Source organism: Lentibacillus persicus, assembly GCF_900112705.1.
In the GTDB taxonomy this organism is placed as follows: Bacteria; Bacillota; Bacilli; order Bacillales; family Amphibacillaceae; genus Lentibacillus; species Lentibacillus persicus.
On record NZ_FOMR01000006.1, the window covers coordinates 118,393 to 139,735 of the forward strand.

Sequence of the window (21,343 nt, forward strand, 5' to 3'; positions counted from 1 at the left end):
TCTTAACATACCTCAGAATCCAAATCATAAAGTGTATCACACTCAATTAATGATATTGTTGGCAAATAAAAAGTAAAAATATGTTATAATGAATGGACAATAGATTGGCTTCGCATGAGGGGTTAGGCGCCTTCCTTTAGGGAGTTTTCCCAAAAAGGAGGTGATGCCTATGGCTGTGGAGACTGTATTGACGCTAATGATATCCTTTGGGATGTTAATAGCGTTTATTATGTCAGACAACCATAAAAAATAATCCCTCATTCGCTAATTAGCCAAGCACTGAGGGATTATGTTTCCTAATGTGCCAAACCCCTCTTGTCGGGGTTGGTCTATTGGAAACCGTCTCATGCGCATACATGAGGCGGTTTTTAAATATGCTATGTCTTTCTGACTTTATTATACCACAATTTGCTTATTTGTACACCGAATACGATGTCATAAAGTGCACAAAAAAACCACCAACATATGTATTGGTGGAGACGGTGGGAATCGAACCCACGTCCAGAGATATCGCCACTCAGACATCTACACGCATAGTTGACATATTGTCATTCGCATACCGTTCAGCCTGCCAACAGGCTTACCGGCAGCTAGTCTGATTAGGTTCTGCCGTCATCCTCAGACGGTGGATGGCGGAATAGCCCGCTTCATTTGAGACCCTTCAATCTGCCACACGGGCGATAGCAGGAAGGATCGCTTTAGTCAGTGCTTAGGCAGCTGCTAAAGCAGGAGTTTGTTCTTTTTCGCCGTTTATATTTAGCGAGTAACGTTTTACGAGCCGTAACCTCGACGCGCAGTCTGAGCTCGATCTATCCCTGTCGAATCCGTAACGTCCCCATAAAATGATGGAGAATACGCTCGGTCAGATCAAGCTCAATCAATTCAATTATCTGTCCTCACGACATATTTTATTATAACAAAAAAGCTGTAAAAGTCAAGGGCTGCATAAATGCACACCGTTACGAAAAGTGACCTATCCAATAGACGGAGAGCTGCATTCAACAGCTCTCCGGTTTCCTGCTATTAAACCTGACGATCCCAATGCCGGTGAGCTGCAACAGCATCAACAAAGGATGGTAGGAAGTTTTCCGGAATGTCATCCTGCACAACACCTGGTTCACCGCTGACATTTGCGCTTTCCAGCAGCTTTCTGCCAGTGCCGGTCGCACCAATTGGTTTATAATGGTTGAACATTTCGTGTACCATATAGCCTGCCTGGCGCTTAAAGGCATTATCCATTTCTGAGCCGCCGACGACATACAAGGCATCAAACAGAACCGGATCACCTGTGTCAAATGTTGCTGTTGCTTCAATTTCGGTGCCGTCTGCTCCTTTCAGTCGGCCGAGGGATTTGCTGACAATAACAGGATAAGTGTGGTTATCTTTTAAGCCCTCCAGCGTTTTTTTCACGGCATCACCATCAAACCCTTCATCAAGCACAACAGCAATTTTCAGTGTATCGGCTTTGTGGGTGGTGTTTTCCTGACTGAGAGCAGGCGAAATCTTTTTATAATCATTTCCGCCCTCTGCAGGCGCATCAACACCAATATTTTCGGCTACTGCTTGAGACAGGGACAAATCGATATTAGACACCATGTCCACAACCTGTTGTCTGATATCTTTGTCCTCAACCATTCCGAGTTCAAAACTGAACGCTTCTTCGATATGCTTCTTTTCCGGGTCGCTCATGCTGTTATAAAACATGGCTGCTTGCGAAAAATGATCCTTAAAGCTTTCACTTCTGGCCTGCACCTTACGCCCTTCAACTTTCTCCTGGTAATGCACATAGCCGCCTTCTTCTTCAGACGCCGGTCTTGGGTGATTTTTTGCAAGCGAGTTTTTATGATAGCTGGTTTTTCCGACATTGATCGTTTGTCTTCCATAGCCATCACGCTGATTATTATGGAACGGGCAAACCGGCCGGTTAATCGGAAGTTCATGAAAGTTAGGTCCGCCCAATCGTATCAGCTGAGTATCTGTATAAGAGAACAAACGCCCTTGCAGCAACGGATCGTTTGTGAAATCAATTCCCGGTACGACATGGCCTGGATGAAATGCCACTTGTTCAGTTTCTGCAAATACATTGTCCACATTTCGGTTCAACGTCATCTTTCCAATAATTTCTACCGGCACATCCTCTTCTGGCCAGATTTTGGTTGGATCAAGCACATCAAAATCAAATTTAAATTCATCTTCTTCGGGAACAATCTGGACACCGAGCTCCCATTCCGGGTAGTCGCCATTTTCAATTGATTCATGTATATCCCTGCGAGTGAAATCAGGGTCTTTGCCGTTTATTTTCTGTGCTTCATCCCAAACAGTTGAATGAACGCCAAGCGTTGGTTTCCAATGGAATTTCACAAAATGTGCCTTTCCTTCTTCATTCACGAAACGGAACGTGTGGACACCGAAACCTTCCATCATTCTTAGATTCCTCGGTATTGCCCGTGGCGACATAAGCCACATCATCATGTGTGCTGACTCCTGGTTGTTCGCAATAAAATCCCAGAATGTGTCATGGGCCGATGCTGCCTGGGGGTAGCCAGTATCCGGCTCAGGTTTCACGGCATGAATCAGATCAGGAAATTTAATGCCGTCCTGGATGAAAAAGACTGGCATATTATTACCGACCAGGTCAAAGTTCCCTTCATCCGTGTAAAATTTGGTTGCAAATCCGCGCACGTCCCGCGGGATATCCGGTGATCCTTTCGAGCCGGCAACCGTTGAAAACCTGACAAATACAGGAACTTTTGAGCCAGGCTCCTGTAAAAAGTTTGCTTTTGTGTAAGGTTTCATCGATTTGTAGAGCTCAAACTCCCCATGAGCACCATAGCCCCGAGCGTGGACGACTCTTTCGGGGATGCGTTCATGATCAAAATGAGTCATTTTCTCCCGGAAATGAAAATCCTCCATTAACGTGGGGCCGCGTTCACCTGCTTTTAATGAAAACTCATCCTCGGAAACTTTCAACCCCTGGTTCGTCGTCATATGTTTATCGCGTTCATCGCTGCGAAACTTCTCAAGCTGTTCATCCTTGCTTTTGCCGCCGTTGACTTTATGTTCATCAGACATAACAGAGAATCCTCCTTGAATGATAATGTTTAAAAGCTTCTCAAAGCTCTACCCGCCAGACAGGGGCGGCAAACATTATCCAAGGAGGATTCACCATGACTATTTCACTTATTACATTGCCATTACTGCAAACTTTCTTTGACAGCACGATCAGCATCACGCTTCATTTGTTTTCGTTTCAGATCTTCACGTTTGTCATATTTCTTTTTCCCTTTACCGACACCAATCAGTACTTTCGCAACGCCGTTTTTAATGTAAACTTTTAACGGCACTAACGAGTAGCCTTGTTGCTGAATCAGACCAATCAACTTATCAATCTCTTTTCGATGGAGCAACAGCTTTCGTGACCGCGTCGGATCATGATTGAACCGGTTCCCTTGCTCATACGGCGCAATATGCATATTAACAAGCTGCATTTCGCCTTTATGATCAATACGGGCGTGTGAATCCTTTAAATTGATACGACCAGCACGAATTGATTTAATTTCGGTGCCCTGGAGTACAATCCCAGCTTCATACGTTTCTTCTATAAAAAAATCATGTCTTGCTTTTTTATTTTGAGCAATTGTTTTTCCGTTACCTCTTGGCATACGAACTTCCTCCCACAGCTTGCGTGAAATTCATTTTAACAGAAAAAAAACATTATGCCAATTACGATGGGCTTTGTGACCAAAATTTAGATCGCGAATTTGCCGCATATCTTTTCGTTAACAAACAAAATTATATAAACAACAAAAGACTTAACGCCATGACAGCCATACCACCTATAAGCCCATAAATTGACAGATGAGCTTCATCGTATTTTTTGGCTGCCGGCAGCAATTCGTCAAGTGAAATAAATACCATAATTCCGGCAACAGCAGCAAAAACGATTCCGAACATCACATCGTTTAAAAATGGCATCAGTATCAAGAAGCCAACAACAGCGCCGACTGGTTCGGCAATGCCAGATAAAAAGGACAGCTTGAATGCTTTCTTGCGATCATTCGTTGCGTAATAAATCGGTACCGACACGGCAATGCCTTCAGGGATATTATGGATCGCTACAGCCAAGGCGATTGCCACACCAAGTGCCGGATCCTGCAGTGTCGACATAAAGGTCGCAATACCCTCGGGGAAATTATGAATACCGATTGCCAACGCTGTAAACGTACCCATTTTTAATAAATCGGGGTCTTGCATTTTTTCTCCGTTCTTCCGCATATCCTCAATTTTTTTCATCTCGTGCGGGTTCGACTGTTTTGGAATAAAACGGTCGATTATGGCAATCAGTAGTATTCCGCCAAAAAAGCCTGCAACAGTCATCCACTGTCCGCCTTCTGCCCCCAGCACACCAACTAAGGATTCCTGGGCTTTTGCAAAAATATCGATCATTGATACATAAATCATCACACCTGCTGAAAAGCCAAGTGCAAATGATAAAAACTTTGTATTGGTCGTTTTTGCAAAAAATGCCAGCAAACTGCCAATACCCGTTGCAAGCCCGGCAAACAGCGTAAATAAGAATGCCAGTATGACCTCTTGCGACATAGTTTTTTCACCTCTTTTGTTGTCCACATTAACAATTGTTTACCTAAGGAAACTTTTATAGACACAGTTACATTCTATTCCTAACATAATTAAAATGCAACTAATTTTTTTGAAAAACTCAGCACCTATCTCGTATTAGAGTATGTGCCTGGTCTTTTCTTATATTCAACAAATAAAGCAAAACTAAAAAGACTAACATAATACCTTAGGAGGCATTACATTAGTCTTTTTAAATTTTCAACCTTATTTTTTAGCCTTTTTCGCTTTTATTTTCTTCTTATTTTTATTTTTCTTGGGAGGCGGCTGCTTGGTTGAGACGAGTTCAAAATCAACAACCCGCTCTTCAATATTTACTTTTACTACGCGTACGTCCACTTCTTCACCAATCTTGTACATATTACCCGTGCGCTCGCCAATCATGGCGTGATTACGATCATCATAGTGGTAGTAATCATCCGTCAGATAGCTTACATGCACAAGCCCTTCAATAGTGTTTTCAAGCTCAACAAACAAACCGAAATTGGTAATTGAACTAATGACACCTGTATATTCTTCACCGATTTTATCTTGCATAAACTCGGCTTTTTTCAAGTCGTCTGTTTCGCGTTCAGCATCGACAGCGGTTCGTTCCATTTCCGATGAGTGACGGGCGATTTCCGGCATGCGCTCTTTCCAGTGTCCGGTTGTCTTTGAGTCCAATTTTTTGTCAACCAGATAAGTCCTGATCAACCGGTGCACGGTCAAATCCGGATAGCGGCGGATCGGAGACGTGAAATGGGTGTAGAAGTCGCTCGCCAGACCAAAGTGACCGACACTTTGCGGATCGTATTTCGCCTGCTGCATGGAGCGCAGCATCAGCTTGGATACAATCATCTCTTCCGGTTTGCCTTTCACTTCTTCTATCACTTTTTGCAGAGCTGATGGATGAATTTCATTGGCTGTTCCTTTTACAACATAACCAAGACCGGCGATAAATTCAAAAAAGTGCTGGAGCTTACTTTCATCCGGATCCTGATGTATGCGATGAATAAACGGAACATCCATCCAATGGAAATGCTCGGCTACTGTTTCATTTGCCGCCAGCATAAATTCCTCAATCAGCCGCTCACCAACCGACCGTTCTCTCAGTACAACATCTTCCGGTTTTCCTGTTTCATCGACGAGTACTTCAGCTTCCTTAAAGTCAAAGTCGATAGCGCCACGCCCCATCCGTTTCGAACGTAAAATCCGGGCCAGCTCTTCCATGTTCTCAAACATTGGCACAAGGGGCTTATATCGTTCGCGCAATTCGGCGTCTTTTTCATTCAGTATTTTATTCACATCATGATACGTCATCCGTTCATTCGTCTTAATCACACTCTGAAAAATTTCGTGGTTCACTACTTCGCCTTTTTCATTGATCTCCATTTCGCAACCAAGTGTCAGCCTGTCCACTTGCGGATTCAACGAGCATATACCATTTGACAACCGATGCGGAATCATCGGAATGACTCTGTCAACCAAGTATACACTTGTCGCCCGTTCAAATGCTTCCTGATCAATTGGCGAGTTTTCTTCCACATAATAACTGACATCGGCAATATAAACCCCAAGTTTATAATTGCCATTTTCCAATTGTTTGACCGACACGGCATCATCAAGATCCTTAGCGTCCGCCCCATCAATCGTGACAATGTCTTCATCGCGCAAATCACGGCGGTTTTCCAATTCTGATGGATCAATTTCATCAGGCGTATTAGCTGCCTGGTCTAACACCTCTTCCGGAAAATCCACTTTGATGCCGTGTTTATGAATGATTGAAATAATATCAATGCCCGGATCGTTTTTATGACCGAGTATATGAACTATTTCACCTTCTGCACTCATACGGCCTTCCGGATATTTCGTAATATGTGCGATAACTTTATGTCCGCTCACCGCACCACCGTTCATGCTTTTCGGAATGAAGATGTCATTCGGTATCCGCTTATCGTCCGCTACCACAAAACCAAATGACTTATTATCCTCAAACGTGCCAACAACCTGATGTGTTGCCCGTTCCAAAATACGGATAACCGTCCCTTCAGGTCTGTTTCCATCAGCATTTTGCTTTTCTATCCGAGCCATTACCTTATCGTTATTCATGGCGGATGCTAAATCTGAGTGATGGATATATATATCTGCGCGTGCTTCATCATCCGGAATTAAAAAAGCAAATCCCTTGGCATGCATCTGAATACGCCCGCGCACAAGGTTCATCTTTTCCGGCAGACCGAAGCGGTTTTTACGCGTGCGTACAAGTTCTCCTGATTCTTCAAGAGCGTTCAGAGCTTTTACCAGTTCTTTGAATTCCACCGCATCTTCGAGTTCAAGTTCTTCTTCCAATTCATCTACTGCGAGCGGCTTTTCACTGTGCTCGTTAAAATAATCGCGTAAACGCTCCTGCATCGTTTCATACATGGTCTCACCTGCTTTCTATGGATATTATTAACAATTTTGGCTTTTTATAATCATTCATTCCAGTTAAGCGACTCTAAAAATTTATAGATGTCATCGAAAAGCTGTTCCTTTTCTTTGCCCATTGTGATGACATGCCCGGATTCTTCATACCATTTAATGTCTTTTTTCTCGGCTTCAACATTTTCATAAATAAAGTTGGCGCTGTCCGTGTTGATCATTTCATCCTGACGCGCCTGAACAACAAATGTGGGCGTGTAGATTGTGTCAATATTTTCGTTGACTTCTTTTATTAATTCAGCTAAATCAGAAAACATGTCACGCGAATTATCGACAAGTTCCTGAACCTCTTCTTGAATCGTATTCTTATCTTTCCCTTCAAGCTGTTTAAATTCTCTCGCTTTAAATTTATAGCCTGAAGTCAGCTCCTCTTCGTTATCAAAAAACATCGGGGCGCACATTGGGATAACGCCTTTAACTTCCTCAGTGTACGCAAGTTTGAGGCTCAAGACGCCGCCAAGGGATAGACCGGCCACTGCAATTTCTTCATATCCAAGCTCTTTCAGATGCTTGAAAGCATTCGTTACGTCTTCCCACCATTCATCAGCGCTTGCCTTAACCAGTTCTTCCGGTTCCTTTCCATGCCCGCGGTAAATGGGGGCGTGACTTGTGTACCCTTTTTTCTCCAGAAAACGTCCAAGCATTCTGACATCTGCCGAGTGCCCGGTGAACCCGTGCAGTAAGAGTACCGCACGCGGACCTGCTTCAAATGTAAATGGTTCCGGCAATTTAACTTTCATGATTGTTCCATCTCCTTCTGTCATTTCAGCTCCATATAATATACCTTACCCGAATATTCAGGATCTGAAAATAAAATAGGCCGGCGAATAAATATATTTTTCAACTGTAATCTCAAAGCCGTTTTTGACGTGAAATTCATAAACTGCGACGTAAAGTTTGATTGGATCGTTTGGGAAACTTTCTTGAGACGCAGCTGGAATATACTCGCTTTCCGTGGGCTCTCCACGAGCCTCCTCGTGAGCAGAAACCGCTCACTGCGGGGTCTCTTAGGCTCGCTGTCCCACAGGAGTCTCGCATATTCCAGCTGCTTACGTGAGTGTTTAAATAACGTTGCATTACTCGTTAAACAGACAAAACTACAGTAAGCACTTTTTAGCGCAGGCAATATACGCAGACTCCTATGGGAACAGCACGTGTCCGAAGACATCTTGAAAAGCGGTATGGTTCAAAGGCTAAGAACGCCACGTCCTGTGGCAACGCCTTTGTGACCAACATCGTGTTGGCCCGAGGCCGTGCCCATGGAAAGCGGCGTGTATTTCCGCAGCGGTGGCATAGCACTTACTGAAGAATCAACTCCGAATTAACGAAAGATAAATAAAAAAGCCCAAAATATAAAAACCCTTATCACTTAATTTGCGATAAGGGTTTGCGATTATTGCAAAATATATGCACTGAGAAACGCTAAGGCAAAGAATAAAATACCTGTCACGACTGTTGCCCGGTGCAGAAACAAATCTGCCCCGCGTGCTTTTTGTTTCCCAAAAAGCTGCTCGGCGCCGCCCGAAATCGCGCCGGAAAGACCTGCGCTTTTTCCCGATTGCAATAAAATTAATACGACCATAATAATAGCATCAATTAGTAATAATATATGAACTAAGCTTCCCATTTCAAATTGCACCTCCACTTACAAACGCTATGTACCTATTCGTTACTCTAGCATATTTCCTTCACACGCCGCAAGTTATCAATAGCATAACTTTGGACGTTTCCATTAACACGCTTTATTATGAATATTATATCACATTTTGAATGGGTGATGACACATGGAAAATACTTTTTGGCTCAAACGGCCTGATAACGTTGCAATATATGTGAGAAAATGGCTCCCTGAAAACATCCAGGACTCGAAACCGAAAGCTGTCGTTCAAATTGCCCACGGTATGGTTGAGCACATCGGACGCTATAACGAATTTGCTCATTTTTTAACCGACAACAATATAATTGTTTACGGAAATGACCACAGAGGCCATGGGCGAACTGGTGCAAAACAGGGTCAGCTCGGTTATTTAGCGGATAAAAACGGTTTTGAAAAAGTTACTGACGATGTGCTTGCATTGACGAAGCAAATTAAACAAGAGCACCCCGATCTTCCTGTATATCTATTAGGGCATAGCATGGGGTCTTTCCTCGCCAGACATTATATACAGGACCATAGCTATCTGATTGACGGCGTTATCCTATCAGGGACAGGCTATTACTCACGGCTAAGTACAACAACTGCAATGAGTATTGCTTCAGTTTTGCCGTCAAAAGAAAAATCACCTTTCATGAATGCCCTAGTTTTTTCTTCCTCGAACAAACGGGTGCAAAATAAAAAATCCAGTTTTGACTGGCTGACTTCCGATGATCAAATTATTCAGGACTTTATCAATGATCCCTATTGCGGTTTTATACCATCGGCGGGATTCTTTAAAGATTTGATGACCGGTCTCTCGTTAATTCATGATGCCAAACGCAATCAGAAAGTCCGGTCTGACTTGCCCATGCTTATCCTAAGCGGTGCGCAGGATCCTGTCGGCAATTATACAAAAGGCGTCTGGAAAACCGCTGCACTATATGACAAGGCCGGTCTCAGCAATGTGATAACAATGCTATTCGAGAACGGCCGGCACGAATTATTGAACGAATTAAACAGGGACGAAATTTATCATATCCTGCTGAACTGGATAACGGGCCTGACAAGCAGGAATGCTTGATTTGACAAAGAACGACCGTGTAAAATGTAGAATGGAGTAAATTTATAGTGAAGGGTTGGTTTGAAACTATGATTCAAGGAATTGCCGCGTCCAATGGCATAGCGATTGCCAAGGCGTATCAGCTTGTAACACCGGAATTAACGTATGAAAAAAAATCCGCCGATAATCCCAATAAAGAAATCGAACGTTTAGAAAAAGCTCTGGAAACAGCAAAACAAGAGCTTGAAAAAATTCGGGCCCACGCAGAAAAAGAATTGGGCGATGAGCATGCTCAAATTTTTTCAGCACACTTACTCGTCCTGGACGATCCTGAACTGGTTAATCCGATTAAAGATAAAATCACAAAGGAAAACGTGATTGCTGAAACAGGTTTGGAAGACACGATGAACATGTTTATCGATATGTTTAAGAATATGGATAATGAATATATGCGTGAACGCGCTGCCGATATCCAGGACGTTTCCAAACGTGTGCTCGCTCATCTGCTTGGCGTGTCGGTGCCAAACCCCGCATTAATTGATGAAGAAGCAATTGTGATTGCAAACGACCTGACGCCATCTGATACCGCACAATTGAACAGACAGTTTGTCCGTGGTTTTGCAACAGACATCGGCGGCAGGACGTCACACTCTGCTATTATGGCAAGATCCATGGAAATACCCGCTGTGGTCGGGACCAAATCGATTACAGGTGAAGTCAAACAAGGCGATATCGTTATCGTTGATGGCATCGAAGGCCATGTCATCGTCAACCCCTCTGAAAATGAAATTGCCGAGTATAAAGAAAAACAAGCCACATTTGAAAAGCAAAAAGAAGAATGGGCCACACTGAAAAATGAACCGACACTAACGGCTGATAAAGAACAGGTCGAACTAGCAGCTAATATCGGTACCCCCGATGACGTTGACAGTGTGCTTGCGAATGGTGCTGAAGGCATTGGCTTATACCGAACTGAGTTCTTGTATATGGGTAAAAGCCAGTTGCCGACTGAAGATGAGCAGTATGATGCGTACAAAACGGTCCTCGAAAAAATGGAGGATAAGCCGGTTGTTGTCCGCACACTCGATGTGGGCGGCGATAAAGAAATAAGCTACCTTGATTTGCCTGAGGAATTAAATCCATTTCTTGGCTTCCGTGCGATCCGCTTCTGCCTCGAAAATGAAGATGTCTTCCGGACACAATTACGCGCCCTTCTCAGAGCAAGTGTGCATGGCAACTTGAAAATTATGTTTCCGATGATCGCAACGCTCGAGGAGTTTAGGCAAGCAAAAGGGATCCTGCTTGATGAAAAACAAAACTTAAAAAATGAAGGTAAAAGCGTTTCTGATAACATCGAAGTCGGCATTATGGTAGAGATTCCATCAACTGCCGTGATTGCTAAACAATTTGCCAAAGAAGTCGATTTCTTCAGTATTGGCACGAATGATCTGATTCAGTATACAATGGCAGCTGACAGAATGAATGAACGGGTGTCTTACTTGTACCAGCCGTACCACCCGGCGATCTTAAACTTGATCAGTACAGTGATTGATGCAGCCCACGCAGAAGGTAAATGGACCGGCATGTGCGGTGAAATGGCCGGAGACTCAATTGCTATCCCGGCTTTACTCGGACTGGGGCTTGACGAATTCAGTATGAGTGCCACTTCCGTTCTGCCGGCACGGACGCAAATTCTTAACCTTTCCAAAGAAAAAATGACTTCCTGTAAAGAACAACTGTTATCAATGGGAAGCACAGACGAAGTCGTCGGGTTCATAAAAGAAAAAACTGAATAACAAACGTATAAAGAAGCTGGGACAAAAGGTTTAAAAGTAAAAGAAAAGACGAAAGATGATATTAGGAAAGGGAGCGGAATACATCGCTCCGGAAATATGCTTCGCTTTCCGCGGGCGGCTGTTGAGCCAACTCGTGCCAGGGCACTTCGTTGTCTCACCTATGCCTCTGTTCCCGCAGGAGTCTACGCATATTTCCTCCGCTAACCTTGATTATCGTTCGTCTTTTATATCTGATAAATAAGTTATGTCCCAGCTTCTTTTTATAACGTTTGGCTTTTCTCGCGCTCATGTTTCTCTGTCTCTGTCTGCTTTTTTATCGATGTCAATTTATCTCACTCCGATAAGAATTCAAGCTTTTCACCGATCGGCGTTCTTCCTTTATCATGCGGAATTTTCTCCGGATAGCCGATTTGCAGGACAGCTGCAATTTTATCAATTGAAGGATCGAGCCCAATTGCCCTGGTAAATCCTTCATCATGCATATATGGCGTAATTGTCCAAAGCATCCCGACACCATATGACCAAGCCGTAAGCTGGGCGTTTTGAATGAATGCGCAGACGCTGGCATATTCTTCTTCATATCTGACTGGATCGTCTTCTTTTTTAAAATAAATCAAAGCATGATGCGGTATCCGCAATAAAAACTGCTTCATGGAGTGTATCATTTTTTCTGTCTTATCATCGTCGCGTGTTTTCAGCATACCGAGACGTTGATAACTTTCAATGATTGCATCAATAAAATGCTTTTTACCATTCTTCTCATAAAGCTTTATTTGCCATGATTCTTTCATATAATGAGTCGGCGCATAAGAAGCGTATGTGAATATCTCCTGTATTATTACCCGTTCAACTTCATCGTTTTTAAAGTTATGAATCGATCGGCGGTCTTTAATGGCAGATAAAATATCGATTGAGATCACCTCTTGAATATATTACGCCTCTATTATGGCACTCAATCTGATTTCTGCCCAGTCATTACCGACATAAATTTATTGTAAAATTGCACGTAATCCAAATCGAGTGCGATAAAATGCTTTTTCTCATTTTCCGCCATTGAATCCTGTACATCAACATACGGCCTGATATCAGCAATACTCTGCCCTCTTTCCTCACCACTTTCAGCTTGCACAATCGTAACAGGCAATTGGCTAAAAGCAAACATCCCCCCGTAAACGGGGCACATCAGTGTTACAACATCATGCAGCAGGCTTCCCTGGACACTTGGATCGCGTTTTTTATAAAAAGCATAATAATAGTCCAGCAGGGGCTTTATGATTTCTGCTTCTCCTGCCTGATGAATATAATCGACCATTTGGGGTGTGGCGATAGCCTGTCTGGTAACATTAAGTGGAATAATAACTACATTTGCGGCATTTTTTAAAACGAGCTGAGCTGCAATTGGATCGCCGTAAAAATTCGCTTCTGACAACGCCGTAATATTTCCCGGAACCCAAAAGGCTCCCCCCATGACATAAAAATTTTGTACGCGCTTCATAACAGACGGATAAAGAATAAACATCGTGGCCAATGATGTTAATCTGCCGATATTTACAATCACCAGGTCCTGATCATGGTATCGTTCAATTATTTCAACAACTTTAAAGAAGTTTTCAGCTACACTATCATCGTTGGACAGCGGTGGCTCAATCGGTCCCAGCCCATACGCGCCATGAATTTCGGGAACGAATGTGGGTTTTTCCCCGGTCATAGGTTTTTCCGCACCTAATATAACTTCTATCGAAGGATTAATATCAAACAAATCTCTTACATAATGAACATTTGCCACAGCTTTTTCCCTTGGTATGTTTCCGTAGTTAGCCACAACACCAACAATATCAATGGCATCGTCAAAATAGCCATAAATTAGGGCCACAGTATCGTCTATGCCAATATCACCAAAGACGAGCACTTTTTTTGTCAACGCATTCACCCCAAATTTGGTAGTCTTTACCAGTAAAGCATATTCGGCCTCTAGTCGTCCTATACCAAAAAACACCTTTCAGTACGATTCTTAAAATGCGTACCAAAAGGTGTTAGGGTGTAAGCTAGTTTTTCAAATTATAGAAAGCCTCAAGACCGGCATATTCGCCCATGCCTGCCAATTCATCTTCAATTCGCAGCAGCTGATTGTATTTAGCAACTCTGTCTGTGCGGGACGGAGCGCCCGTTTTAATTTGCCCGGCGTTCGCTGCCACAGCAATGTCCGCAATTGTTGCATCTTCAGTTTCCCCTGAACGGTGCGAAATAACTGCCGTGAATCCAGCCTGCTTAGCCATTTCGATTGCTTCAAATGTTTCAGTCAGCGTGCCAATCTGGTTCACCTTGACGAGAATTGAATTGCCGACGCCTTCCTCGATGCCGCGGGAAAGCTTTGTCGTATTGGTCACAAATAAATCATCGCCGACAAGCTGGACACGATCGCCAATACGCTCCGTCAGCAGTTTGTGACCCTCCCAATCGTTCTCATCAAGGCCGTCCTCTATTGAAATGATCGGGTATTTGTTAATTAGGTCTTCGTACCAGTCGACCATTTCTTCTGCTGTGCGGGTAACTCCTTCACCTTTAAGGTGGTACTTGCCGTCTTCATAAATCTCAGAAGACGCAACATCCATTGCCAATTTAATCTCTTCGCCTGGTTTATAACCAGCCGCTTCGATTGCTTCAACGATTGTACCAAGCGCTTCCTCGTTGGAATCAAGGTTTGGAGCAAATCCGCCCTCATCTCCAACACCAGTATTATAGCCTTTTGATTTCAATACTTTCTTCAAGGAATGGAAAATTTCAGCCCCTGTGCGCAATGCTTCTTTAAATGATGGTGCAGCTGCAGGCATAATCATGAATTCTTGGATATCAACATTATTATCTGCGTGCTCACCGCCATTAAGAATGTTCATCATTGGTGTTGGCAGTTTTTTGGCATTAAACCCGCCGAGATAGTTATATAAAGGCAGTTCGAGATAGCTGGATGCGGCGTGCGCAACTGCCATGGAAACGCCAAGAATAGCATTAGCTCCGAGCTTGCCTTTATTTTCTGTACCATCGAGTTCAAGCATAATCTGATCGATAATATTTTGTCGTGTTGCATCAACACCGATTAACTCCGGTCCGATGACATCGTTGACATTTTCAACCGCCTTTTCGACCCCTTTTCCAAGATAACGATTTTCATCGCCATCCCGCAGTTCAACCGCTTCATATTCACCTGTTGAAGCACCGCTTGGCACGAGTGCTGCTCCAAATCCGCCTGATTCTGTAAATACTTCAACTTCAACTGTCGGATTGCCGCGGGAATCAAGAACCTCCCGGGCATAAACGTCTGTAATGTATGGCATCCAACCACTCCTTTATTTTTAATTCTTTTCATAAATGTGCTATCTAACCTTTAACGTTTCCATAAACTGCGAACTAACTTATCGTGAGAATCTGGTGCATCGTCTACCGCTTCGGAAATACACTTGAGTGCTCGTCGTGTTGCAAGCAAATTCGGTGAAGACGCACTCCTCGCAACTCGCAGCGGATTCGGTGGATGTTTTGCTCGTCGCTTTCCGCGGGCGGCTGGTGAGCCCACGGAAAGCGAGTATATTCCAGCTGCACAGCTAGAAAGGTCAATGGAATTTTCACTGGTTCGCGCTTTACATTGAGCTCGAAACTGCTATGAACAGCAGTGTTATTTTTTAATTAATGATTCGCCTGTCATTTCGTCTGGTTTTTCAATGTCCAGTAAATCCAATAATGTTGGTGATAAATCAGCTAATATACCACCTTCACGCAGTTCTGCGTTTTCTTTCGTAACGATGACCGGCACCGGGTTTGTTGTATGAGCTGTCATCGGATCACCTTCGGGCGTCATCACTTCATCAGAGTTACCGTGATCTGCGGTAATGATGGCATTTCCGCCCAGTTCCATTATCTTATCGACAACTTTCCCAAGGCATTCATCCACCGCTTCGATTGCTTTAACTGTCGGTTCAAGTTTTCCGGAATGGCCAACCATATCCGGGTTGGCAAAGTTTAAAATAATCGCATTGTGTGCTTTGGAGTCTAGTTCTTCCAGTAACGAATCAGTCACCTCATACACACTCATTTCAGGTTTCAAATCATACGTTGCTACTTTTGGCGAATCAATTAACACACGCTTCTCACCGGGGAATTCATTCTCACGGCCGCCACTCATGAAAAAGGTAACATGTGGATATTTTTCTGTCTCCGCGATTCGAAGCTGCTTCATATCGTGCTGTGAAAGCACTTCGCCAACTGTATTATCCAAGTTAACAGGATTATAAGCGACGTAACCGTCAATTGATTCGCTGAATTCGGTCAGCATAACGAACTCAACATTTTTCGGCCGGCCTTCACCACGGTCAAAATCACGAAAGTCTTCGTTGGCAAATGTCCGGGAAATTTGGATTGCCCGGTCAGGGCGGAAATTATAAAAAATAATGGAATCTTCATCCTCAACTTTGCCAACCGGCTTTCCATTTTCATCGGTTATAACAGATGGAATCACAAACTCATCAAAAATTCCGTTTTCGTATGAATCGTCAATAACGTTATACGGATCGTCATAAGACGGGCCTTCGCCGTAAACCATCGCATCGTATGCTTTTTTCACTCGTTCCCAGCGTTTGTCACGGTCCATTGAATAATAACGGCCGGAAATAGTTGCAAACTTACCAACGCCGTATTCTTTCATTTTATCTTCTGTTTGTGCAATATACTCTTTTGCAGTTTGGGGGCCAACATCACGGCCATCCAGGAACGCATGCACATAGACTTTTTCTAAATCATTATCTTTGGCAAGCTTTAAAAGCGCGAATAAATGATTTATGTGACTGTGCACGCCACCGTCTGACAGCAAACCGAAAATGTGTAATGCTTTATCGTGTTCTTTCGCATGCTCAATCGACTTCAAGAAAGCGTCTTTTTCATAAAAGTCACCTTCCTTAATGGAAAGATTCACTCGGGTTAAGCTTTGGTAAACGATTCGGCCGGCACCTATGTTCAGGTGCCCGACCTCGGAATTACCCATTTGCCCTTCAGGCAGCCCGACCGCTTCGCCTGAGGCATTCAATTGATTATGAGCGAACTGATTCCAATACCGATCGAAATTAGGTGTATTTGCCTGTTTAATAGCATTGCCGAATGCTTCATTGCGCATCCCGTACCCATCGAGGATGATAAGTGCGGCTAAGTTGTTCCCGTTCATTTTGTACCTGCCTCCACAAGCTCCAAGAATGACCCAGGTTCAAGACTTGCACCGCCGACAAGCGCTCCATCAATATCCGGCTGATCCAAAAGTTCATCAATGTTTGCAGGCTTGACACTTCCGCCGTATTGTACCACTAGTTGTTCGGCAATATTTTCAGATGTCATCGCTTTAACGACATTTCGAACAAACGTGCAAACCTGGTTGGCATCCGCACTCGAGGCGGACTTCCCAGTGCCAATTGCCCAAATCGGCTCGTAAGCGATAATGACTCTGCCTATTTGCTCGTCGGTCAGCCCTTCCAAGCCTTTTCGCACCTGATTTTCAATATGACTCATCGTTTCATTGGCTTCACGCTGTTCAAGCGTTTCACCCACACACACAATGGGGACTAACCCATGGTTAAACGCAGCATGAACTTTTTTATTCACCGATTCATCCGTCTCAGCAAAATGCTCACGGCGCTCCGAGTGACCAATAACAACATGTGTCACCCCAAGATCCTTCAGCATTGCAGGGCTAACTTCGCCGGTATATGCGCCGCTGTCCTCAAAGTGCATATTTTGCGCGCCAACTTTTAAATTACTGCTTTTCGCTTTACTTACTAATGCTGGCAAAAAAGGGAATGGTGCGCATACAATGGCTTCCACATTGTCATCTTTTGGCAAGTTTCCTTTAACAGAATCAGCAAACTGCTCAGCTTCAGATAATCCTTTGTTCATTTTCCAGTTTCCGGCTATTACTTTGCTGCGCATTCTATCACCTCTCCAAAATTATTTATCATTGAGTGCTTTCACACCCGGCAGAACTTTTCCTTCCATAAACTCAAGTGAAGCTCCGCCTCCTGTGGACACGTGGTTCATATCTCCGGCCAAGCCGAATTTCTCGACTGCTGCAGCGGAGTCGCCTCCGCCAATAATGGTGTATCCTTCTGTTTGAGCCAAGCTTTCAGCAACTGCTTTTGTTCCGCCGGCAAAAGCCCCATATTCAAACACGCCCATCGGTCCATTCCAGATGATAAGCTGTGAGTCATTAACAATCCGGGCGTATTTCTTGCGGGTTTCAGGCCCGATGTCAAGCGCCTCCCAATCTGATGGAATCTCGCTAATGTTAACGATTTTCGTGTTGGCATCTTCCGAGAAGTCATCTGCGACAACGGCATCTTCAGGCATTACAAAGTTAACACCTTTCTCATTGGCTTTTTGCATAAATTCTTTTGCCATATCTAGTTTATCTTCTTCGAGCAGCGATTTTCCAATTTCATAGCCTTGTGCCTTAATAAATGTATAAGCGAGACCGCCGCCGATGATCAGATTATCAACTTTATCGAGTAAATGGTCGATGACGCTGATTTTGTCTTTGACTTTAGCACCACCAATAATCGCGGTAAATGGCCGCTCAGGATTTTCCAACGCTTGCGTCAATACTTCGATTTCTTTTTCCATCAGAAAACCGGCTGCTGCAGGCAGTTTTTCGGCCACTCCGGTTGTTGAAGCATGCGCTCTGTGGGCTGCTCCAAATGCGTCATTTACATACAAATCAGCCATATCCGCAAATGCCTGGGACAATTCCGGATCATTCTTTTCCTCGCCTGGCTCAAAACGGACATTTTCAATTAATAAAATATCACCATCACTGACTTGTGAGAGAGCTTCATTAACTTCTTTCCCGTAAACAGCATCGGTTTTAACGACTTCTTGTCCCAGTAATTCACTTAACCTTTCAGCCACCGGATCAAGTCTGAGCTCATCAACAGCTTCCCCTTTGGGCCGGCCGAGGTGGCTTGCCAATATAACAGTGGCCCCGTTTTCCTTCAAGTACTCAATTGTTGGAAGAGCAGCCCTGATACGAGTATCATCCGTAATTTCTCCATTTTTCATCGGAACGTTAAAATCAACACGGCAAAAAACTCTTTTATCTTTCAAGTCGAGATCGTGCAGTGTTTTTTTATTCATCACAAAACCTCCAATACCTGCGAAATATGTATACCCTTGGCCTTTCGGGTACCATTATACACTAATGTGGAAAAGGAGGAGGATCACATACCCTCCCCCTTTCATATCAATCTTAATTTAGAAACCTTTTTTGCCGATATAAGCAGCCAAGTCAACACAGCGTGCAGAATAGCCCATTTCGTTATCGTACCATGATACTACTTTGACCATGTTATCTTCCATAACCATTGTTGATTGGGCATCAAACAATGAGGAATACGTGGTTCCGACAATATCACTGGAAACAAGTGGCGCTTCACTGTAGCCAACAACGCCTTTCATGCCTTCTTCTTCAGCCGCAGCTTTAAACACTTCATTCACTTCTTCACGTGTTACATTTTTATCCAGTTCAGCAACCAGATCAATTAGCGAACCATCAGGAGTTGGTACTCGGACTGCATTCCCGTTCAGTTTGCCGTCCAATTCAGGAACGACTTTGCCGACGACTTTGGCAGCTCCGGTTGTTGTCGGAATAATATTTTGAGCAGCTGCCCGGGCACGACGGTAATCTTTATGCGGCAAGTCCAGGATTTGCTGATCATTCGTATAAGAGTGAACAGTTGTCATTAATCCGCGTTTAACGCCAAAATTATCATTCAGCACTTTTGCAAGTGGTGCAATTGAGTTTGTGGTGCATGATGCATTGGAAACGATATGATGCTTGCTTGGGTCATAATCGGTTTCATTAACGCCCATAACCATTGTCAGATCCTCTTCTTTAGCCGGTGCAGAGATAATCACTTTTTTGGCACCAGCATCAATGTGTTTCTTAGCATCATCGCGCTGTGTGAATCGTCCGGTGGATTCGATAACAACTTCGACACCAAGGTCTCCCCAGCTCAGATCTGCCGGATCGCGCTCGGATAACACTTGAATTTCTTTCCCGCCTACCACAATGTTTGAACCATTAACGGTCACTTCTTCTTCCAATGTACCATGAACTGAATCATACTGCAGCAAGTGTGCGAGCATGTCGGCATCGGTCAAGTCATTGACAGCCACAACTTCCACATCGTCGTTTTTTAAAGCCTGACGGAAAACATTGCGTCCGATTCGACCAAATCCGTTAATTCCTAATTTAATTGCCATTTATAATTCCTCCCTAATGTTGTCATAAATCACTTTATTTTAAAGGGAATGATGATCCCTTAAAATCGTTTTTGCAGCAGCTTCATCTGTTATTAACAAATCACTTCTGCCTTGTTTCAAATAAGACTTGATAGCACGTGCCTTTGACGTGCCGCCGGCAATGGTGATTACTGAATGATTACTGTCAGATAAATCATCAAGGTGAAGACCAATTGTCCTTACTTTATGAACAACATCGCCACTATCGTTGAAATAATAACCAAATGCTTCACTTACCGCTTCTTCTTTCTGCAATTTCCCGATTATTTCGTTGGACGTTTTACGCCGTTTTGCCATCGTGATTGCATCACCAATGCCATGCAGAACGATATCTGAACCTTGGATCATCTGTAAAATCTCAACGACAGCCGGTTCTTTCATCATCGTTTTATACGACGATTCACTTAATGGATCGGGAACATAAAGCAGACGGTAGTCACCATTTGCCTGTCTTGCCATCTTTGCCGCAATTGTATTGGCCTGATTTTCCTCTTTTTCTCCAATGCCCCCCCTGGCAGGGACAAATAAACACGTTGCTTTATCGAAGGGGGTCATCATGTCAGCCACTGCTGCTATGGTTGTTCCGCCTGTTACGGCGATCGTCCCGGAATGTGTTATATTCTCCCGCAAAAAACCGACACAGACTTTTCCCATTTCTTGTTTCACCTGTGTTTGCTTATCACTATCACCGGGCACAATTACAATATTGTCCAGTTTTAATGTTTCCTTCAATTGCTTTTCTAAAACACTTAAGCCCATTATTTGATGCATATAGTCTGCTAATTGATCAACTACTAAATTTCCCTCTTCTGTCAATTGCATACCTTTGGATGTCATATCAATTAACCCTTGTCTTGCCAAAAGGTCCACATCACTGCGAACATGCCGTTCAGTCAAATTCAGATTATCGGCCAGGGCACGTCTTCCAATTGGCTGCAGGCGTTCAACGTTCTGCATCAGCTTATAGCGCTGCTGCATAATTTTCAGCACGTCAGGGTACAATTTCTTTTGAATGTCTATCAATTCCTGCATAAAAAGAACTCCTCGGATGGACTCATTTTGTCCCGGTTAATCATAATGTGTCCCACGCGAGGCAAAAAAATATAAAAGTTTTTTTCCTCACAATTTATATTTTATCATAAATCTTAGCTTATACAAATAAAATGTTTAATTGTCTGTTTTACTCAAAGCTTGCTCAAGCGCCTCATAACTGATCTCTTCGCAATTCAAAGTTGTCTTGTCATTAACTTGCACTACGGGTACCTCCAATTGATATTTTTCCAGCCACACATCGTTTGTATAAATATCTCTTTCTTCAAGTTCAAATGAATATTGGTAACGGAGCAAATCAAGCAAGACAAGCGCCTCATCACATAACGGACAGTTTTTTTTCGTATAAAATTTTATATACAGCATGTGTTTTCC

The 21,343-nt window shown here is 43.5% G+C and carries 17 protein-coding genes and 1 other RNA gene; 2 read left to right on the plus strand and 16 right to left on the minus strand.

Annotated elements, in window-relative coordinates; all coding sequences use genetic code 11:
• Positions 1–471: 471 nt before the first annotated feature.
• From ssrA to secG, 7 genes are all read right to left on the minus strand, one after another.
• Positions 472–837, minus strand: a transfer-messenger RNA (tmRNA) gene (gene ssrA, locus BMZ22_RS09515).
• Between the two features lie 186 nt (positions 838–1,023).
• Positions 1,024–3,072 carry a catalase gene (locus BMZ22_RS09520; protein WP_090084845.1) on the minus strand — a complete coding sequence of 683 codons (2,049 nt, stop codon included), beginning with the start codon at positions 3,070–3,072 and terminating at the stop codon, positions 1,024–1,026.
• A gap of 122 nt (positions 3,073–3,194) precedes the next feature.
• A complete protein-coding gene (smpB, locus tag BMZ22_RS09525; protein WP_090084847.1) occupies positions 3,195–3,662 on the minus strand; it encodes an SsrA-binding protein SmpB in 468 nt (155 codons plus the stop codon).
• A gap of 130 nt (positions 3,663–3,792) precedes the next feature.
• Positions 3,793–4,602 (minus strand): zinc transporter ZupT, encoded by an 810-nt coding sequence (zupT, locus tag BMZ22_RS09530; protein ID WP_090084849.1) that lies wholly within the window; start codon positions 4,600–4,602, stop codon positions 3,793–3,795.
• Positions 4,603–4,845: 243 nt separating this feature from the next.
• On the minus strand, positions 4,846–7,041 hold the full coding sequence (gene rnr / locus BMZ22_RS09535; RefSeq protein ID WP_090084851.1) for a ribonuclease R: 2,196 nt from the start codon (positions 7,039–7,041) through the stop codon (positions 4,846–4,848).
• A 50-nt stretch (positions 7,042–7,091) separates the two neighbouring features.
• Positions 7,092–7,838: an alpha/beta hydrolase gene (locus BMZ22_RS09540; RefSeq protein ID WP_090085065.1), complete on the minus strand. Its 747-nt coding sequence runs from the start codon at positions 7,836–7,838 to the stop codon at positions 7,092–7,094.
• 653 nt (positions 7,839–8,491) lie between these two features.
• Positions 8,492–8,725, minus strand: a complete 234-nt coding sequence (gene secG / locus BMZ22_RS09550) for a preprotein translocase subunit SecG (protein WP_090084855.1) — start codon at positions 8,723–8,725, stop codon at positions 8,492–8,494.
• A gap of 157 nt (positions 8,726–8,882) precedes the next feature.
• On the opposite strand from secG, the gene BMZ22_RS09555 reads away from it, so the two are divergent.
• Together BMZ22_RS09555 and ptsP are read left to right on the plus strand one after the other, a co-directional pair.
• Complete coding sequence (locus BMZ22_RS09555; RefSeq protein ID WP_090084857.1) at positions 8,883–9,815, plus strand: alpha/beta hydrolase; 933 nt, start codon at positions 8,883–8,885, stop codon at positions 9,813–9,815.
• 68 nt (positions 9,816–9,883) lie between these two features.
• Positions 9,884–11,590 (plus strand): phosphoenolpyruvate--protein phosphotransferase, encoded by a 1,707-nt coding sequence (gene ptsP / locus BMZ22_RS09560; RefSeq protein WP_090085066.1) that lies wholly within the window; start codon positions 9,884–9,886, stop codon positions 11,588–11,590.
• Positions 11,591–11,922: 332 nt separating this feature from the next.
• Here the strand turns inward: ptsP and BMZ22_RS09565 are convergent, their stop codons facing one another.
• From BMZ22_RS09565 to BMZ22_RS09605, 9 genes are all read right to left on the minus strand, one after another.
• The gene (locus BMZ22_RS09565) at positions 11,923–12,510 is read right to left on the minus strand and encodes a nitroreductase family protein (RefSeq protein ID WP_090084860.1); all 588 of its coding nucleotides are present in this window, start codon (positions 12,508–12,510) and stop codon (positions 11,923–11,925) included.
• A gap of 32 nt (positions 12,511–12,542) precedes the next feature.
• Positions 12,543–13,511 (minus strand): nucleoside hydrolase, encoded by a 969-nt coding sequence (locus tag BMZ22_RS09570; protein WP_090084862.1) that lies wholly within the window; start codon positions 13,509–13,511, stop codon positions 12,543–12,545.
• A gap of 124 nt (positions 13,512–13,635) precedes the next feature.
• Positions 13,636–14,922, minus strand: coding sequence for a phosphopyruvate hydratase (gene eno, locus BMZ22_RS09575; RefSeq protein WP_090084864.1), 1,287 nt, complete (start codon positions 14,920–14,922; stop codon positions 13,636–13,638).
• A 335-nt stretch (positions 14,923–15,257) separates the two neighbouring features.
• Positions 15,258–16,796, minus strand: a complete 1,539-nt coding sequence (gene gpmI / locus BMZ22_RS09580; RefSeq protein WP_090084866.1) for a 2,3-bisphosphoglycerate-independent phosphoglycerate mutase — start codon at positions 16,794–16,796, stop codon at positions 15,258–15,260.
• Positions 16,793–17,551, minus strand: a complete 759-nt coding sequence (gene tpiA, locus BMZ22_RS09585) for a triose-phosphate isomerase (protein WP_090084868.1) — start codon at positions 17,549–17,551, stop codon at positions 16,793–16,795. Before tpiA ends, gpmI begins: the two co-directional genes overlap by 4 nt.
• A gap of 18 nt (positions 17,552–17,569) precedes the next feature.
• Positions 17,570–18,751: a phosphoglycerate kinase gene (locus BMZ22_RS09590; RefSeq protein ID WP_090084870.1), complete on the minus strand. Its 1,182-nt coding sequence runs from the start codon at positions 18,749–18,751 to the stop codon at positions 17,570–17,572.
• Between the two features lie 117 nt (positions 18,752–18,868).
• Positions 18,869–19,879 carry a type I glyceraldehyde-3-phosphate dehydrogenase gene (gene gap / locus BMZ22_RS09595; RefSeq protein WP_090084873.1) on the minus strand — a complete coding sequence of 337 codons (1,011 nt, stop codon included), beginning with the start codon at positions 19,877–19,879 and terminating at the stop codon, positions 18,869–18,871.
• A 39-nt stretch (positions 19,880–19,918) separates the two neighbouring features.
• The gene (locus BMZ22_RS09600) at positions 19,919–20,950 is read right to left on the minus strand and encodes a sugar-binding transcriptional regulator (RefSeq protein WP_090084876.1); all 1,032 of its coding nucleotides are present in this window, start codon (positions 20,948–20,950) and stop codon (positions 19,919–19,921) included.
• 135 nt (positions 20,951–21,085) lie between these two features.
• Positions 21,086–21,334: a glutaredoxin family protein gene (locus BMZ22_RS09605; protein ID WP_245745312.1), complete on the minus strand. Its 249-nt coding sequence runs from the start codon at positions 21,332–21,334 to the stop codon at positions 21,086–21,088.
• Positions 21,335–21,343 lie beyond the last annotated feature (9 nt).

Coding starts and splice junctions, on each gene's coding strand:
- BMZ22_RS09520 (WP_090084845.1), bottom strand. CDS start 3,072: ATGTCTGATGAACATAAAGTCAACGGCGGCAAAAGCAAGGATGAACAG.
- smpB (WP_090084847.1), bottom strand. CDS start 3,662: ATGCCAAGAGGTAACGGAAAAACAATTGCTCAAAATAAAAAAGCAAGA.
- zupT (WP_090084849.1), bottom strand. CDS start 4,602: ATGTCGCAAGAGGTCATACTGGCATTCTTATTTACGCTGTTTGCCGGG.
- rnr (WP_090084851.1), bottom strand. CDS start 7,041: ATGTATGAAACGATGCAGGAGCGTTTACGCGATTATTTTAACGAGCAC.
- BMZ22_RS09540 (WP_090085065.1), bottom strand. CDS start 7,838: ATGAAAGTTAAATTGCCGGAACCATTTACATTTGAAGCAGGTCCGCGT.
- secG (WP_090084855.1), bottom strand. CDS start 8,725: ATGGGAAGCTTAGTTCATATATTATTACTAATTGATGCTATTATTATG.
- BMZ22_RS09555 (WP_090084857.1), top strand. CDS start 8,883: ATGGAAAATACTTTTTGGCTCAAACGGCCTGATAACGTTGCAATATAT.
- ptsP (WP_090085066.1), top strand. CDS start 9,884: ATGATTCAAGGAATTGCCGCGTCCAATGGCATAGCGATTGCCAAGGCG.
- eno (WP_090084864.1), bottom strand. CDS start 14,922: ATGCCATACATTACAGACGTTTATGCCCGGGAGGTTCTTGATTCCCGC.
- gpmI (WP_090084866.1), bottom strand. CDS start 16,796: ATGAACGGGAACAACTTAGCCGCACTTATCATCCTCGATGGGTACGGG.
- tpiA (WP_090084868.1), bottom strand. CDS start 17,551: ATGCGCAGCAAAGTAATAGCCGGAAACTGGAAAATGAACAAAGGATTA.
- BMZ22_RS09590 (WP_090084870.1), bottom strand. CDS start 18,751: ATGAATAAAAAAACACTGCACGATCTCGACTTGAAAGATAAAAGAGTT.
- gap (WP_090084873.1), bottom strand. CDS start 19,879: ATGGCAATTAAATTAGGAATTAACGGATTTGGTCGAATCGGACGCAAT.
- BMZ22_RS09600 (WP_090084876.1), bottom strand. CDS start 20,950: ATGCAGGAATTGATAGACATTCAAAAGAAATTGTACCCTGACGTGCTG.
- BMZ22_RS09605 (WP_245745312.1), bottom strand. CDS start 21,334: ATGCTGTATATAAAATTTTATACGAAAAAAAACTGTCCGTTATGTGAT.